The following is a 13,824-nucleotide window of genomic DNA, read 5'->3' as shown; positions in this document are numbered from 1 at the left end:
AGGTGGCGGAGCTGCGGTTCGCGTTGATTGATGACATTCTTGCTGCCCGTGAATGGAGACGCAAATGACCGATGACCTGAAAGCGCGGCTGCGGGCGTGCGCGAAGGAGTTTAGATTGCACAATGTCTATAGCCGCGATGGCGATACTATTCGCCTGAGAACCCAAGCGCGCGAATGCGAGGATGCGGCCGATCGCATCGAGGCCCTTGAGGCTGAGAACAAGCGGTTGAGGGAGGATAAGTTACGCCTCGATTTTCTCGACCTATGCAATGCCAGGTTGAACGCGCGATACGGCACAAAATATCAGTGGCGCCTAATCCTTAATCACAACGTAAGCCGCCTGATGCTCGGCAGCCAAGAAGTCGATCTGGACGATTCCATTGCCAATGGCCTGCCGTCATGTCGTCTTGCGATAGACGAACAAATCAGCGCTGCCACTCGCGCCGCGCTCGCAGGAGGTGGGGATGAGTGAGAAGCGCTATGAATGCATGATTTACGACTGCCATTTTCCTACGCAAACCGCGCGCTTTCGGATGCCGTCAGATTTTCTTGTCGCTGGCGGTATTTACGAAATACGGCGACTCAGATCATCGACTGATGATGATCGCGCGGTTTGGGCTGGATTACCGGACCCGCCAGAATATGAGGAGGACCGCCCCGATGCAGATTGACCGGGAGAGGCTGGCTCTGGTTTGCGCCGGAGCACTGACACGATCCCCCGCGAGCGCGAAGCTGATTGATCGGCGCGCCGTAGACGCCATCCTTGCCGACATCGAGGCGCAGGGGTTCGTCGTCGTTCCGCGCGAGGCGACAGAGGCGATGAAAGACGCTTGGTTGCGTGTAAAGCGACCGAAACCGGTCGGTTATGGTCAGATGATGATGGTCTTGCACGCCACGATCGACACGGGGGAGGGGGAGGGATGAAACATATTCCTGACTGGCCGCGCCTCATGTCGAAGGCAACGCTGGCCAGATACCTCGATATCACACCGACCGAGCTTGAGCGGGAGGTGATGCAAGGTCGCCTGCCAATGCCTGTGAAGGTCGGCAGCCGCGACCATTGGAGCCGTAGCGCCGTCGATGCAAGCGTTGAGACGCTGACCGGCGAGCGGTTGGACGATTGGCGGAAAGATCAACCTCTCTATGGCAATTCGTAGCAAAGGGATGGCCTACCTCAAGCGCGTCAAGGCGCGCGGCAAGGTCTATGGCTATTTCGACACCGGGCAGAAGGATGACCGGGGGCGGCGCATCTATGCTCCCCTGGGGCCGATTTCCGATCCGGCATTCGGCGCGAAATATGCTGCCATGCTGGGGCACCGGACGCGCAGGCAAAGCGTATCATCGCTGATGAGCACGGCGGGGCTGGTCGATCTGTACCAGAAGAGCCAGCATTATAAGAAAAAGAGCGATGGGACGCGCCGAGTCTATGACATCTACCTGAACGCATTCCTGCGCCAGCTGCCGACCGCCCCAGCCGGTGAGGTCGAGCGCCGGGACGTGGTGACGATCATCGACAAGATGGCCGACAGGCCGGGCGCGGCGAACCTCCAGCTCGCGACGATCAAGGCGCTTTACGCATGGGGGCGAGAGCGGGGCCATGTGACCAATGATCCATGCAAGGACATCGGCCTTATGGACGTTGGCGAGCATCAGCCATGGCCGGAATGGCTGCTCGACCGCGCGCTTCAGGCTGATGACGCCACCGTGCGGCTTGCGGTCCATCTTCTCTATTATACAGCCCAGCGAATCGGTGATGTGGTGAAGATGCGATGGGCGGATGTCGATCGGGGAACCATTTCCATCCGCCAGCAAAAAACGCGCAAGGATATGTCCATTCCGATCCACCAGAGGCTTGCAGATGAGATGGACAGAGTCCCGCGAGCTGGTCTCTTCATTCTCATGCAGGCGACCGGCAAACCATTTTCACCTGACCGGCTGCGCGACATAATCTCCGCTTGGGTAAAGGCCCAAACCAACGAGCGCTTCATCCCTCACGGCCTGCGGAAGAACGCTGTCAATGCCTTGCTGGAATGCGGTTGTTCCATCGCTGAAACGTCGGCGATCAGCGGCCAATCGCTACAGGTGGTGGAGCATTATGCGAAGGGCCGCAACCAGAAGAGGCTGGCTGATTCTGCTGTCATCAAGTGGCAGGGGGGCCGTCGAACAAAATGAGAATGTTCAAACGTGGGAAAACGCCTCTCAGAAATGCTAGGATTTGCGTCATGACGGGTAAAAAGCTGATTAACCGCCATCAAATTTGCAAATTGGTATTACTGACAGCTTGTGTCTTGCCGAGCTTGTACCTAAGGAATTGCATGAAAACGGGTCGTCCCGGTAAAAAGAGAGAAGTGCGCATCGTCGCGGCGCATCAGGCAGTGCAATCAGATTAGGGGATTACAAGGATGTCGCAAAACGACATGCAGATGGCCGAGAGAACCTACAGCGGGTTCGTCACCTTCGCGAAATGGGGGACGTTGGCGGCGGTGCTCGTCACCGCGCTCGTGATCCTTCTGATTTCCTGATCGCCGCCCTCATGGCGGCAGCCGGGGAATAAGGGGGAGATAGTATTTTGAAAATTGCTGTAATCAGGGAACTTGCTCCGGGCGAGCGCCGCGTCGCGGCAACGCCGGAGACGGTGAAGAAGTTCATTGCGCTCGGCGCGTCGGTATCGGTTGAAGCGGGCGCCGGGATTTCGGCGTCGATCGCCGATGCGGATTATGCCGCCGCGGGCGCGAGCGTGGGCGACCGCGCGGCGGCGCTGAAGGATGCGGACATAGTGCTGTCCGTGCAGGGACCGGCGGTGGACAGCCTCGGCGGGCAGAAGCCCGGCGCGTGGCTGGTCGCGGGGCTCAACCCCTTCGGTGAGCGGGCGCGGGTCGATGCCTATGCGGCCGCCGGGCTGGAAGCGCTGGCGATGGAGTTCATGCCGCGCATCACGCGCGCGCAGTCGATGGACATATTGTCGTCGCAGTCCAACCTTTCGGGATACAAGGCGGTGCTGGACGCCGCGTCGGAATATGACCGCGCTTTCCCGATGATGATGACGGCGGCGGGCACGATTTCGGCCGCCAAGGTCTTCGTCATGGGCGTGGGCGTCGCGGGGCTTCAGGCGATCGCGACCGCGCGGCGTCTGGGCGCGCAGGTGTCGGCGACCGACGTGCGCTCGGCGACGAAGGAGCAGATCGAATCGCTCGGCGCCAAGCCGATCTTCGTCGAGAATGTGAAGGGGATCGAGGGCGAGGGCAGCGGCGGCTATGCCACCGAAATGTCCGAAGAATATCAGAAGGCGCAGGCCGAACTGGTATCTTCCCACATCGCCAAGCAGGATATCGTCATCACGACGGCGCTCATTCCGGGGCGCTCGGCGCCGCGCCTGATTTCCGACGCGCAGATCGCGACGATGCGGCCCGGCAGCGTGATCGTCGATCTGGCGGTCGAGCAGGGCGGCAATGTCGAGGGCGCCGTGGCGGGCGAGGTGGTCGAGCGCCATGGCGTGAAGATCGTCGGCCATCGCAACGTGCCCAGCCGTCTGGCCGCCGACGCTTCGGCCCTGTTCAGCCGCAACCTCTACAATTTCCTGTCCGCTTTCTGGGACAAGGAAAAGGGCGCGCCTGAACTGGACGAGGAAATCGGCAACGCCATCCGCCTGACGAAGGACGGCAAGGTCGTCAACGAGCGGCTGCTTTCCAACTGATTCCAACCCCGGCCTCCCGCCTGCGAGGGGCCATTTCATAAAGGGGGATGAAATGGACTTCATTTCCATTCTTTCGATTTTCGTGCTGGCGTGTTTCGTCGGCTATTATGTCGTCTGGTCGGTGACGCCCGCGCTGCACACGCCGCTGATGGCGGTGACCAACGCGATCTCCTCGGTCATCATCGTCGGCGCGCTGATCGCCTCGGCGGAGGCCGGTGAGGGGCTGGCCAAGTGGCTGGGCCTCGCAGGCGTGGTGTTCGCCTCGATCAACATCTTCGGCGGCTTTGCCGTGACCGAGCGCATGCTTGCCATGTACAAGAAGAAGGAGCGCAAGTGATGCACGAGGTCGCTGCTCTTCCCTGGCCGGTGGCGCTTGCCTATCTGGTTTCCGGCATTCTCTTCATCCTGGCGCTGCGCGGGCTTTCCAGCCCGGCGACGAGCCGCAGGGGCAACCGCTTCGGCATGGCGGGCATGGCGATCGCGGTCGTCACCACCATCGCCACGCATAAATTCCTCGACATGGCGGAGATCATCGGCGCCATCGTCATCGGCGGCGTGATCGGCTTCATCATCGCCAGGCGCATCGCGATGACGGCGATGCCGCAACTGGTCGCGGCCTTCCACTCGCTGGTCGGCATGGCGGCGGTGGTCGTCGGCGCGGCGGCCTATCTCAGCCCGCTGGCGTTCGGCATCGCCGACCCGGCGACGGGCGAAATCTTCGCCGCCAGCCGCATCGAGATGGGGCTGGGCGTCGCCATCGGCGCGATCACCTTCTCCGGCTCGGTCATCGCCTTCCTGAAGCTGAACGGCAACATGTCGGGCAAGCCGATCATGCTGCCCGGCCGTCATGTCATCAACCTCGCGGTGCTCGCGGGCATCCTCGGTCTGGTCGCCTATTTCGTGACCGACCAGAGCGGCTGGGTGTTCTGGACGGTGACGGCGCTCAGCTTCGTCATCGGCTTCCTGCTGATCATCCCGATCGGCGGCGCGGACATGCCGGTGGTCGTCTCGATGCTGAACAGCTATTCGGGCTGGGCCGCCGCGGCGATGGGCTTCACGCTGCACAATACGGCGATGATCATCACCGGCGCGCTGGTCGGCTCGTCGGGTGCGATCCTCTCCTACATCATGTGCCGGGCGATGAACCGCAGCTTCATCAGCGTGATCGCGGGCGGCTTCGGCGCGGAAACGGGCGCCGCGGACGGCGGCGAGGCGAAGGAGCAGCGCCCGTGGAAGCGCGGCTCGGCCGAGGATGCGGCGTTCCTGATGGAGCAGGCGGACAATGTGATCATCGTTCCGGGCTACGGCATGGCGGTCAGCCAGGCGCAGCACGTGCTGCGCGAGATGACCGACCTGCTCAAGGAAAAGGGCGTCAATGTGAAGTTCGCGATCCACCCGGTCGCGGGCCGCATGCCCGGCCATATGAACGTGCTGCTGGCCGAGGCGAACGTGCCTTATGACGAGGTGTTCGAGCTGGAGGACATCAACAGCGAATTCGGCCAGGCCGACGTCGCCTTCGTCATCGGCGCCAACGACGTGACCAACCCGGCGGCCAAGACGGACAAGACCTCGCCGATCTACGGCATGCCGATCCTCGACGTGGCGAACGCCAAGTCGGTGCTGTTCGTGAAGCGCTCCATGGGCGGCGTCGGCTATGCCGGCGTCGACAACGACGTCTTCTACATGGACAACACCATGATGCTGCTGGCCGACGCGAAGAAGATGGTCGAGGAAATCGTCAAGGCGCTGTCGCATTGATGCGATGATCCCGGCCGGCGCACGCGTCGGCCGGGATGGTTCGCCTGTGGAAAGGCGGCCGTAGGTTTCGGGCGGGCGGCTGCTTTCGGTCAGAAGCGGACGTAGAAGATTGGTTTCACGCGGAGGCGCGGAGACGCGGAGAGATAGTAGCGTGAAGCGCTTTCCCTCGTCATTCACCCCGGCAACCGACGCAAGGAGAATGAAATGGGGCCTGCGGCCCGGAACGTCCTTCTCCGCGCCTCCGCGCCTCCGCGTCTCCGCGTGAACTTTCTATTCCAGCACGATATGTCCGCTAACCACCCAAAGCCGTTATTCCGCGGTCACTCCGCAAAAGAAAAAAATGGGGGCACAACCATCTGGTCGCGCCCCCTTGAAGTGCCGAGGAGGAGGGGGTGCGGGAAGACACCCCCGGCAGGGAGGAGAAGGAAGTCTCGTCCCTGTGAGAACTGAAATAGACCGGGGCGCCGGGCGGGGCGTTGATCTGGGTCAACGAAAGCGATTTATTTCGCAAACCGGCGATTTATTTCAGAAATTGGCTGATAGCGGCCGCGAAGCGGGCGGGCTGGTCCAGCATTACCGCATGGCCACTGGGGCCGATGCCGGTCAGCGTCGCGGTGCGGGCGGTGGCATAGGCGGCCTCGTAGCGACGGCGCTGGTTCGCCGCCATCTCCCTGTCGGCGGGCAGCGCGTAGACGACATGAAGCGGCTTGCCGAGCGCGGGCAGGCGGGGCGTGAGGTTGGTTTGCGCCAGCTCGGTCAGCGCGCGGGCGATGACCTGCGGATCGCTGCCTTCCGCGCCCGGCGTTTCCATCACCATCTGCGCGAGCAGCTGCCGTCCGGCGCGGGTGCCGGTCAGATAGCCGTTGAGCTGCCCGGCCAGATAACCCAGCCCCTGCGCCGTGCCGCCGAGCATCGCCGCCCCTTCGGGCAGCATGTCGACCACCATCAGCCGGTCGACCGCGACATCCTTGCGCAAGGCCAGCATCATCGCCAGCATGCCGCCCATGCTGTGTCCGACGAGGCACGGCGCGCGCAGGGCGCCGCCGTCGACATAGCCGGCCAGTTCCTCCGTCAGCGGGGCAAGCAGCGGGCCGGTGGCGTTGGCCCCGGCGGGCAGGTGCGCGAAGCCCGCTATATGCACGAAATGCAGCCGATGCCCCGGAAGCTTTTCTGCCAGCCCGTTCCAGATCGCCGGGCCGCTGGCGAGGCCGGGAATGAGGATCACGTCGCGCCCGCCGGGGCCGAGCGCGCCCTTCCGGCTGATCGTCATCCGCTTGAGCGCGAAGGGAGCCGCGCGGCCTTCGGCGGCCGGGAACATGCCGCCAGCCGCCGCCGCGACGACCGCGCCAAGGCCCATCCGCAGCATGGTTCTTCGGTCATGCGGTCTGGAATGGGAAATTTCAGTCACTATATCATCCTTGTGAGGGTCAGGAAGCACATGGCGATTTCAGGCGCGGTGCCAATGCGCCGGTTCCGCGAATTAACGCAAGAATGGAATCATTCGTCGCATCCATGCTTTCTCCCGGAGAAAAAATCCGGCAGAATCCCTTGATAGTTAACGGTTCTGCAAGATAGTCATGCGGAAAACCGAATGAGCGGGCGCTGAACGATTAGGGTGACGGGGTTTATGGAATATCGTCGGTCGGGCGGGGTGGTCATCAGGCGCGGGCCTGTTCCGGGCAAGCGCGGAATGATGGGCGGATGGGCCAGGGGTCTTGTCGTCTCCATCCTGCTGACCGGATGCGTGGCCGACGCTTCGGTCAACCATCGGCAGGTCTATGCGCCCGCGCCACGGCAGGCGCCGGCCGCCGTGCCCGCCGCCGCTCCCGTTGCTCCCCGGCCGTTGCGGCATGCGACCGCTCCGGCCGAACTCGTCTCCAGCATCAACGCGCTCGGCCGCAGCTTCAACGGCGTGGCGGGCATCTCGGTGCGCCGCGTCGATGCCGATTGGGAGGTCGCCTATAACGGGTCGCGGCTGATGCCGCAGCAGAGCGTTTCCAAGCTGTGGGTGGCGATGACGCTGCTCGATGCGGTGGACCGCGGCAAGCTGACGATGCAGGACGCGGTCACCATCGGCCAGAACGACCTGACGCTGTTCCACCAGCCGCTGGCCGCGATGCTGAAGAACGGCAGCTACACGACCAACCTCGCCGACCTCTACACCCGCGCGATGCAGCAGAGCGACAACACCGCCAATGACGCGGTGCTGCGGCGCGTCGGCGGGCCGGAGGCGGTGCGCGGCTTCCTCGCGCGGCGTTTCATCCCCAATATCCGCTTCGGGCCGGGCGAGCGCCTGTTGCAGAGCAGGGCTGCCGGGCTGGTGTGGGACCAGAAGATGTCGATCGGCCGCAATTTCTACACCGCGCGGGCCAATCTGCCGCGTTCGGTGCGGGAAAAGGCGCTCGACGACTATCTGGCCAACCCGCCGGACGGCGCCGCCGCCAGCGCGATCACGCTGGCGCTCGCGAAGCTGAAGCGCGGGGAGATGCTCTCGCCCGCCTCGACCCGCTATCTGCTCTCGACCATGGAGGGCGCGAAGACCGGGCCGCAGCGCATCAAGGGCGGCGTGCCTGCGGGTTGGGCCTATGCCCACAAGACTGGCACCGGGCAGGATCTGGCGCCGCGTTCCACCGGCTATAATGACGTCGGCATCATGACCGCGCCCGACGGCACCAGCTATGCGGTGGCGGTGATGATCGCCAGCACCACCGTCTCCATCCCGGAACGCTGGGCGCTGATGCAGGGCGTGTCGAGGGCGGTCGCGGCGAGCCATCGTTAGGGCGGGCTGACATAGAGCTTCGGCGTCGTCTTTTGCGGGGTGTTTGCGGTTGGGTGGCAGTCGGAGGTAACTCCGGCCATCTAAACCGCGTCATGCCAGCGAAGGCTGGCATCGCAGGAAATGGCGCGCGACATGGCCTGAGACCCCGGCCTGCGCCGGGGTGACGGCAAAGGTGGACCTCAGCTCCTCACTCGGATCCGCTGTCCTCCCGCCCTGCGGCCATTCCCCACCCTCGGCGATAGCGGTTCCTTCCGCGCGCGCGCGCTGCTATCCCGGCCGGCATGAGCCAGAATCATCTCTATCTCGTCGACGGCAGCGGCTATATCTTCCGCGCCTATCACCAGTTGCCGCCGCTCACCAACCGGCACGGCCAGCCGGCGGGCGCGGTCTATGGCTATACGGCGATGCTGTGGAAGCTGGCGAACGATCTGCACAAGGCGGACGGGCCGACGCATCTGGCGGTCATCTTCGACAAGTCGAGCAAGACCTTCCGCAACGATCTCTACGATCAGTACAAGGCGAACCGCCCGCCCGCGCCGGAGGATCTGATCCCGCAATTCCCGCTGATCCGCGAGGCGACGCGCGCCTTCTCGCTGCCCTGCATCGAGGAGGAAGGCTATGAAGCGGACGACATCATCTCCAGCTATACCCGCGCCGCGCTGGCGCAGGGGTGGCAGGTCACCATCGTATCGTCCGACAAGGATCTGGCGCAACTGATCCAGCCGGGCGTCGACATGCTCGACACGATGAAGAACGAACGCCGGGCCGACGATTATGTGATGCAGAAATTCGGCGTCACCCCGGACAAGCTGGGCGACGTGCTGGCGCTGATGGGCGACAGCGTGGACAATGTGCCCGGCGTGCCCGGCATCGGTCCCAAGACGGCGGCGAAGCTCATCACCGAATATGGTGATCTGGACGGCGTGTTCGCCGCCGTGCCGACGATGAAGCCGTCAAAGATGCGCGACAAGCTGGTCGAGCATGAGGGCATGGCCCGCCTGTCGCGGCAACTGGTCGAGCTGCATGCGCAGGTGCCGCTGCCCGACCCGCTCGACGATCTGGTGCTGGGACAGATCCCGCCCGAGCCGCTGCGCGCCTTCCTGACCGATCAGGGGTTCAATGCGCTGCTGGCGCGCCTCAATTCGGTTTCCTCGGATGCCGGACCGGCTGGATCGGGCAATCCTGCCGCCGCCTCGTCATCGGCGGGGACGGCGCTGGTTCCGGTTCCCGAGCCGGGGCTGCCCGTAATGGTGCCGGAAGCGGGCCTGCCCGCGCTGCCGTCGATCGATCATGCGCAGTATGAGACGGTGGCGGATGAGGCCGCGCTCGACCGCTGGATCGCGGAGGCGCGCGCCGAGGGGCTGGTCGGCATCGACACCGAAACCGACGCGCTCGATTCCGTGGGCGGGCGGCTGGTCGGCGTCAGCCTGTCCACCGGCCCTTGCAAGGCCTGCTATATCCCATTGGGCCATATCGGCAGCGACATGTTCTCCGAGCGACCGCACCAGCTCGACGCCGCGCTGGTGCTGGGCAGGCTGAAGCCGCTGCTGGAGGACGAGGGTGTGCTGAAGGTCGGCCACAACCTCAAATATGACATGAATGTACTGGACCGTGCCGCGCGGCAGGCGGGGCTGGACGGCATCGACATCCGCCCCTTCGACGACACGATTCTGCTCAGCTTCGCGCTGGAGGCAGGCAAGGGGCTGGGCGGCCACGGCATGGACGAGGCGGCGAAACTGCACCTCTCCCACCAGTGCATCGCCTTCAAGGAGGTGGCAGGCACCGGCAAGAAGCAGATCAGCTTCGCCGAGGTGCCGCTCGACAAGGCGACCGCCTATGCCGCCGAGGATGCGGAGGTGACGCTACGCCTCTGGCATGTGCTCAAGCCCCGCCTGTTCCGCGACCGGGTGACGCGCGTCTACGAACTGGTCGACCGCCCGCTGGTGAAGGCGATCACGGGCATGGAGCGGGAAGGGGTGAAGGTCGACCGCGACTATCTCTCCCGCCTGTCGGGCGAGTTCGCGCAGGGGCTGGAGGCGCTGGAGAAGGAAATCCACGGCCTCGCCGGGCAGAGCTTCGTCATCGCCAGCCCCAAGCAGCTGGGCGAGATATTGTTCGACAAGCTGGGCCTCAAGGGCGGCAAGAAGGGCAAGACCGGCGCCTATTCGACCGACGTGACGGTGCTGGAACGGCTGAAGGCGGAAGGGGCGCCGATTGCGGGCAAGGTGCTCGACTGGCGGCAGCTGTCGAAGCTCAAGTCCACCTATACCGACGCGTTGCAGGCGCAGATCAGCCCGGTGACGGGCCGCGTGCACACCAGCTATTCGCTCTCCGGCGCGCAGACGGGGCGGCTGTCCTCGACCGATCCCAATCTCCAGAACATCCCGATCCGCACCGAGGCGGGGCGGCAGATCCGCGACGCCTTCATCGCCGAGCCGGGCCATGTGCTGCTGTCGGCCGACTATAGCCAGATCGAGCTGCGGCTGGCCGCGCACATGGCCAATGTGCCCGCGCTCAAGGATGCGTTCGCGCGCGGCGAGGATATTCACGCCGCCACCGCGCAGGAACTGTTCGGAGAGGTCAACCGCGACACCCGCGCGCGGGCCAAGACGATCAACTTCTCGATCCTCTACGGCATTTCGCGCTGGGGGCTGGCGGCGCGGCTGGAAATCGCGCCGGACGAGGCGCAGGACATGATCGCCCGCTATTTCGACCGCTTCCCCGGCATCGGCGTCTACATCAACGAAACGCTGGAAAAGGCGCGGGCGCAGGGCTTCACCGAAACGCTGTTCGGCCGCCGGACCTGGTTCCCGCGCATCAATGCGAAATTGCAGCATGAACGGCAGGGGGCGGAGCGCGCGGCGATCAATGCGCCGATCCAGGGGACGAGCGCCGACATCATCAAGCGGGCGATGGCGCGCATGGTCCCCGCGCTGGCGAGGGCCGGGTTGCCGCAGGTGAAGATGCTGCTTCAGGTGCATGACGAACTGGTGTTCGAACTGCCGGAAGATCAGGTCGATGCCGCCAGCGCCGTCATCCGCGAGGTGATGGAGAACGCCGCCGCGCCGCTGGTGGACATCTCCGTGCCGCTGGTGGTGGAGGTGGGGTCCGGCAAGAGCTGGGGCGCCGCCCATTAGGGCGGACCGGCATTCAGCCCTGATGGCCTGCAAATGGCAGTCTTCCGCGCTTCCGGTGCTCACGGACCTTAAGTCCGCTGCGCTCCGGGTCGCGGAAAACTACCATTTTCGGCTCATCATCATCTGAATGCCGGTCCGCCCTACGGTGCTGCCGGACACGGCGTTTCTTGATCCCGGTCAAGGACGGTGGCGGGTGGGCGTGCTGACATCGGCCTTTTCCATATAGGCGAGAGGCGAAGGTGTATGGACGAACCGGCAACTGCAACCGTCACCCCTTATGAAATGCTCGGCGGCGAGGCGGTGGTCGCGGCGATCGTCGACCGCTTCTACCGCCTGATGGACGAGGAAGAGCGCTATGCGGAGTTGCGGGCGCTGCATGCCCCCGACCTCGGCAAGGTGAAGGCGGGGCTCGCCGAGTTCCTCAATGCATGGCTCGGCGGCCCGCGCACCTGGTTCGAGCGGGGTGCCTGCGTGATGTCGCTGCATCGCCCGCTGGCGATCACACCGCAGGCCGCGCGGCAATGGGCCGATGCGATGGGGCGGGCCATCGCCGATCAGCCGGGGCTCGATGAAAAGCTCGCCGAGGCGATGACGCACCGGCTGTCGCAAATGGCGCTGGCGATGGAGAACACGTCGGGCCCTGCGTCCTGAGCGGTTCGCGGCGATGAGGAGGTGGAAACGGTACATGCCGACATCCGTTCGCCCTGAGCTTGTCGAAGGGCTGTACTTTCTTCTTCCCGCGGAGCCAAAGAAGTGCAGGGCTTCGACAAGCTCAGCCCGAACGGTTCTCTTATGTCTGCCGTTATCCGAAAATGGTCTATCTATTTGTAAAGACGATAACCGGTTAATCTTTGCTTGACCCTGATTATGTTAGCTGAAACTCTCCCCCAGAGGGGGAGGAGACAGGCACGTTCCGGCGCTTCGCTGGGCGGTGAAGCATGGCATCGGGGGGCTGGCATGGCGGGTCGGGATATTGTCGAGGCTTCGGGGCTGTCGGAAGACGCCGAGGCCGAAGTGCGGCACCGGTGCGGCTATGGATGCATCAGATGCGGCGTCACCGTCTATCATTATGCGGTGCTGCCGATCCCCGATGAGCCGGACTGGGAAGCGCCCGCCACGGTGCTGCTCTGCCCCGAATGCTATGCGCTGTTGCGCCGCCATCCGCTGTCGGCGGAGCAATATGGCCTGCTGCTGAGACGGCCGGTGCTGCGCGATCCCGATTTCTATCGCCAGCACCTGCCCTTCGGTTCCGTCCTGCCGCAGATGCGCGCGGGCGGGCCGGTGCCGGTGCATGATGTGTCCGTGCCGGTGCTGGCGGGTGACCAGGCGCCGCTCATCCTCTCGCTGCCCGCGAGCGGGGTCGGCGCGTTGCGCATCAGCCTGTTCCTGTCCGGCCCCGACCATGTGCTGCGGCGGGTGGTCGACGCCAATCACTGGGCGCCGGAAGAGGAAGGCTGGCATTTCGCCCATCGCGAAAGCCGCTATGTGGTGGAGTCCGACCGGTCGGACGCGCGGGCGGAGCTGGATTTCACCGCGCCCGGCCGTCTCACCGTCGTCCGCTTGCGGACATGGATCGGCGAGGTGCTGATCGACCTGACGCCCGACTGGCTGGAGGTGAACGGCACCCGCATGACCGGCGTGATCGCGAGCCGGCAACTGGCGGGCTATCGCCTCTGATCGGCGTCCGTGGCCTTGTGCCGGGCGCTGAGGATATAGTTCAGCCCGACATTGTCGCCGATGCGGAAGCCATGGCCGGGCGAGAATTCGATCCCTCGCCTGTCGGTGACCTCCAGCCCCGCCTCGTCGAGCAGTGCGGTCAGCTCTTCCGGCTTCAGGAACCGGCTCCAGTCGTGCGTGCCCCTGGGGATCATCCCCAGCCCTTCGCCCAGCGTGATCATCGTCAGGCGGGAGAGGGCGGTGCGATTCGGGGTGGAGAGGATCATCAGCCCGCCCGGCTTGAGCGCCCCGGCCAACCCGCGCAGGAACAGCGCCGGGTCGGTTACATGCTCGATCACCTCCATCGAGGTGACGAGATCGAACGCGCCCGGCTCCCCGAGTGATTCGATGCCGGTCGCGCGATAGTCTATCGCCAGGCCCTGCCGCTCCGCATGCCCCTGCGCCGCCGCGATATTTTCCGCCGCCGCGTCGATACCCGTCACCGCCGCGCCGAGCCGGGCGAGCGGCTCGCACAGCAGCCCCGCGCCGCAGCCGACATCGATCGCGCGGCGGCCCGCCAGCGGCTTCATCGCATGGGGATCGCCCCCCCAGTGCCGGTCGATCGCCGCGCGGATGTAGGAAAGCCGCGCCGGGTTCAGCTTGTGCAGCATCGCGCTCGATCCCTTCGGGTTCCACCAGTCGGCGGCCATCGCCCCGAAATGCCGGGCTTCTTCGGGATTGATCGTGGTTGCGGCGTTGCTTGCCATATCGGTCCTTGCTCACTATAGCGACGCGGTTTT

General features: G+C 64.7%; 15 protein-coding genes. 13 read left to right on the top strand and 2 right to left on the bottom strand.

What is annotated here, in order from left to right; all coding sequences use genetic code 11:
• The first annotated feature begins 64 nt into the window (after positions 1 to 64).
• From GGR43_RS16755 to GGR43_RS16715, 9 genes are all read left to right on the top strand, one after another.
• The gene (locus tag GGR43_RS16755; protein ID WP_188073115.1) at positions 65 to 472 is read left to right on the top strand and encodes a hypothetical protein; all 408 of its coding nucleotides are present in this window, start codon (positions 65 to 67) and stop codon (positions 470 to 472) included.
• Positions 465 to 671: a hypothetical protein gene (locus GGR43_RS16750; protein WP_188073114.1), complete on the top strand. Its 207-nt coding sequence runs from the start codon at positions 465 to 467 to the stop codon at positions 669 to 671. The genes GGR43_RS16755 and GGR43_RS16750 overlap by 8 nt, the downstream gene beginning before the upstream one ends.
• Positions 661 to 924 (top strand): hypothetical protein, encoded by a 264-nt coding sequence (locus tag GGR43_RS16745; protein WP_188073113.1) that lies wholly within the window; start codon positions 661 to 663, stop codon positions 922 to 924. Before GGR43_RS16750 ends, GGR43_RS16745 begins: the two co-directional genes overlap by 11 nt.
• Positions 921 to 1,157 (top strand): helix-turn-helix transcriptional regulator, encoded by a 237-nt coding sequence (locus tag GGR43_RS16740; protein WP_188073112.1) that lies wholly within the window; start codon positions 921 to 923, stop codon positions 1,155 to 1,157. Before GGR43_RS16745 ends, GGR43_RS16740 begins: the two co-directional genes overlap by 4 nt.
• Positions 1,144 to 2,172: a tyrosine-type recombinase/integrase gene (locus GGR43_RS16735; RefSeq protein ID WP_223177492.1), complete on the top strand. Its 1,029-nt coding sequence runs from the start codon at positions 1,144 to 1,146 to the stop codon at positions 2,170 to 2,172. Before GGR43_RS16740 ends, GGR43_RS16735 begins: the two co-directional genes overlap by 14 nt.
• Before the next feature lie 230 nt (positions 2,173 to 2,402).
• On the top strand, positions 2,403 to 2,522 hold the full coding sequence (locus tag GGR43_RS16730; protein WP_223177491.1) for an aa3-type cytochrome c oxidase subunit IV: 120 nt from the start codon (positions 2,403 to 2,405) through the stop codon (positions 2,520 to 2,522).
• A 47-nt stretch (positions 2,523 to 2,569) separates the two neighbouring features.
• Positions 2,570 to 3,694: an NAD(P) transhydrogenase subunit alpha gene (locus GGR43_RS16725; protein WP_188073109.1), complete on the top strand. Its 1,125-nt coding sequence runs from the start codon at positions 2,570 to 2,572 to the stop codon at positions 3,692 to 3,694.
• 52 nt (positions 3,695 to 3,746) lie between these two features.
• A complete protein-coding gene (locus tag GGR43_RS16720; protein ID WP_188073108.1) occupies positions 3,747 to 4,031 on the top strand; it encodes an NAD(P) transhydrogenase subunit alpha part 2 in 285 nt (94 codons plus the stop codon).
• Positions 4,031 to 5,452 (top strand): NAD(P)(+) transhydrogenase (Re/Si-specific) subunit beta, encoded by a 1,422-nt coding sequence (locus GGR43_RS16715; RefSeq protein ID WP_188073107.1) that lies wholly within the window; start codon positions 4,031 to 4,033, stop codon positions 5,450 to 5,452. Before GGR43_RS16720 ends, GGR43_RS16715 begins: the two co-directional genes overlap by 1 nt.
• A gap of 520 nt (positions 5,453 to 5,972) precedes the next feature.
• Here the strand turns inward: GGR43_RS16715 and GGR43_RS16710 are convergent.
• Positions 5,973 to 6,818, bottom strand: a complete 846-nt coding sequence (locus GGR43_RS16710) for an alpha/beta fold hydrolase (protein ID WP_188073106.1) — start codon at positions 6,816 to 6,818, stop codon at positions 5,973 to 5,975.
• A gap of 324 nt (positions 6,819 to 7,142) precedes the next feature.
• On the opposite strand from GGR43_RS16710, the gene GGR43_RS16705 reads away from it, so the two are divergent.
• The 4 genes from GGR43_RS16705 to GGR43_RS16690 all read left to right on the top strand — a co-directional run bounded on the left by GGR43_RS16705 (position 7,143) and on the right by GGR43_RS16690 (position 13,045).
• Positions 7,143 to 8,231 (top strand): serine hydrolase, encoded by a 1,089-nt coding sequence (locus GGR43_RS16705; RefSeq protein WP_188073120.1) that lies wholly within the window; start codon positions 7,143 to 7,145, stop codon positions 8,229 to 8,231.
• Positions 8,232 to 8,512: 281 nt separating this feature from the next.
• A complete protein-coding gene (gene polA, locus GGR43_RS16700) occupies positions 8,513 to 11,368 on the top strand; it encodes a DNA polymerase I (protein ID WP_188073105.1) in 2,856 nt (951 codons plus the stop codon).
• A 243-nt stretch (positions 11,369 to 11,611) separates the two neighbouring features.
• Positions 11,612 to 12,019: a group II truncated hemoglobin gene (locus GGR43_RS16695; protein ID WP_188073104.1), complete on the top strand. Its 408-nt coding sequence runs from the start codon at positions 11,612 to 11,614 to the stop codon at positions 12,017 to 12,019.
• A gap of 306 nt (positions 12,020 to 12,325) precedes the next feature.
• A complete protein-coding gene (locus tag GGR43_RS16690) occupies positions 12,326 to 13,045 on the top strand; it encodes a hypothetical protein (RefSeq protein WP_188073103.1) in 720 nt (239 codons plus the stop codon).
• Here GGR43_RS16690 and ubiG read toward each other — a convergent pair.
• Entirely contained in the window at positions 13,033 to 13,791 is a 759-nt protein-coding gene (ubiG, locus tag GGR43_RS16685; RefSeq protein WP_188073102.1) for a bifunctional 2-polyprenyl-6-hydroxyphenol methylase/3-demethylubiquinol 3-O-methyltransferase UbiG, read from the bottom strand. The two genes, GGR43_RS16690 and ubiG, sit on opposite strands and share 13 nt — an antisense overlap.
• Positions 13,792 to 13,824 lie beyond the last annotated feature (33 nt).

The organism is Sphingobium jiangsuense, from assembly GCF_014196495.1.
Taxonomy (GTDB): domain Bacteria; phylum Pseudomonadota; class Alphaproteobacteria; order Sphingomonadales; family Sphingomonadaceae; genus Sphingobium; species Sphingobium jiangsuense.
Note: the sequence above shows the minus strand (reverse complement) of the source record. Positions and strands in the feature narration are given on the sequence as shown.

Coding starts and splice junctions, on each gene's coding strand:
- GGR43_RS16755 (WP_188073115.1), top strand. CDS start 65: ATGACCGATGACCTGAAAGCGCGGCTGCGGGCGTGCGCGAAGGAGTTT.
- GGR43_RS16750 (WP_188073114.1), top strand. CDS start 465: ATGAGTGAGAAGCGCTATGAATGCATGATTTACGACTGCCATTTTCCT.
- GGR43_RS16745 (WP_188073113.1), top strand. CDS start 661: ATGCAGATTGACCGGGAGAGGCTGGCTCTGGTTTGCGCCGGAGCACTG.
- GGR43_RS16740 (WP_188073112.1), top strand. CDS start 921: ATGAAACATATTCCTGACTGGCCGCGCCTCATGTCGAAGGCAACGCTG.
- GGR43_RS16735 (WP_223177492.1), top strand. CDS start 1,144: ATGGCAATTCGTAGCAAAGGGATGGCCTACCTCAAGCGCGTCAAGGCG.
- GGR43_RS16730 (WP_223177491.1), top strand. CDS start 2,403: ATGTCGCAAAACGACATGCAGATGGCCGAGAGAACCTACAGCGGGTTC.
- GGR43_RS16720 (WP_188073108.1), top strand. CDS start 3,747: ATGGACTTCATTTCCATTCTTTCGATTTTCGTGCTGGCGTGTTTCGTC.
- GGR43_RS16715 (WP_188073107.1), top strand. CDS start 4,031: ATGCACGAGGTCGCTGCTCTTCCCTGGCCGGTGGCGCTTGCCTATCTG.
- GGR43_RS16710 (WP_188073106.1), bottom strand. CDS start 6,818: ATGCTGCGGATGGGCCTTGGCGCGGTCGTCGCGGCGGCGGCTGGCGGC.
- GGR43_RS16705 (WP_188073120.1), top strand. CDS start 7,143: ATGATGGGCGGATGGGCCAGGGGTCTTGTCGTCTCCATCCTGCTGACC.
- polA (WP_188073105.1), top strand. CDS start 8,513: ATGAGCCAGAATCATCTCTATCTCGTCGACGGCAGCGGCTATATCTTC.
- GGR43_RS16695 (WP_188073104.1), top strand. CDS start 11,612: ATGGACGAACCGGCAACTGCAACCGTCACCCCTTATGAAATGCTCGGC.
- GGR43_RS16690 (WP_188073103.1), top strand. CDS start 12,326: ATGGCGGGTCGGGATATTGTCGAGGCTTCGGGGCTGTCGGAAGACGCC.
- ubiG (WP_188073102.1), bottom strand. CDS start 13,791: ATGGCAAGCAACGCCGCAACCACGATCAATCCCGAAGAAGCCCGGCAT.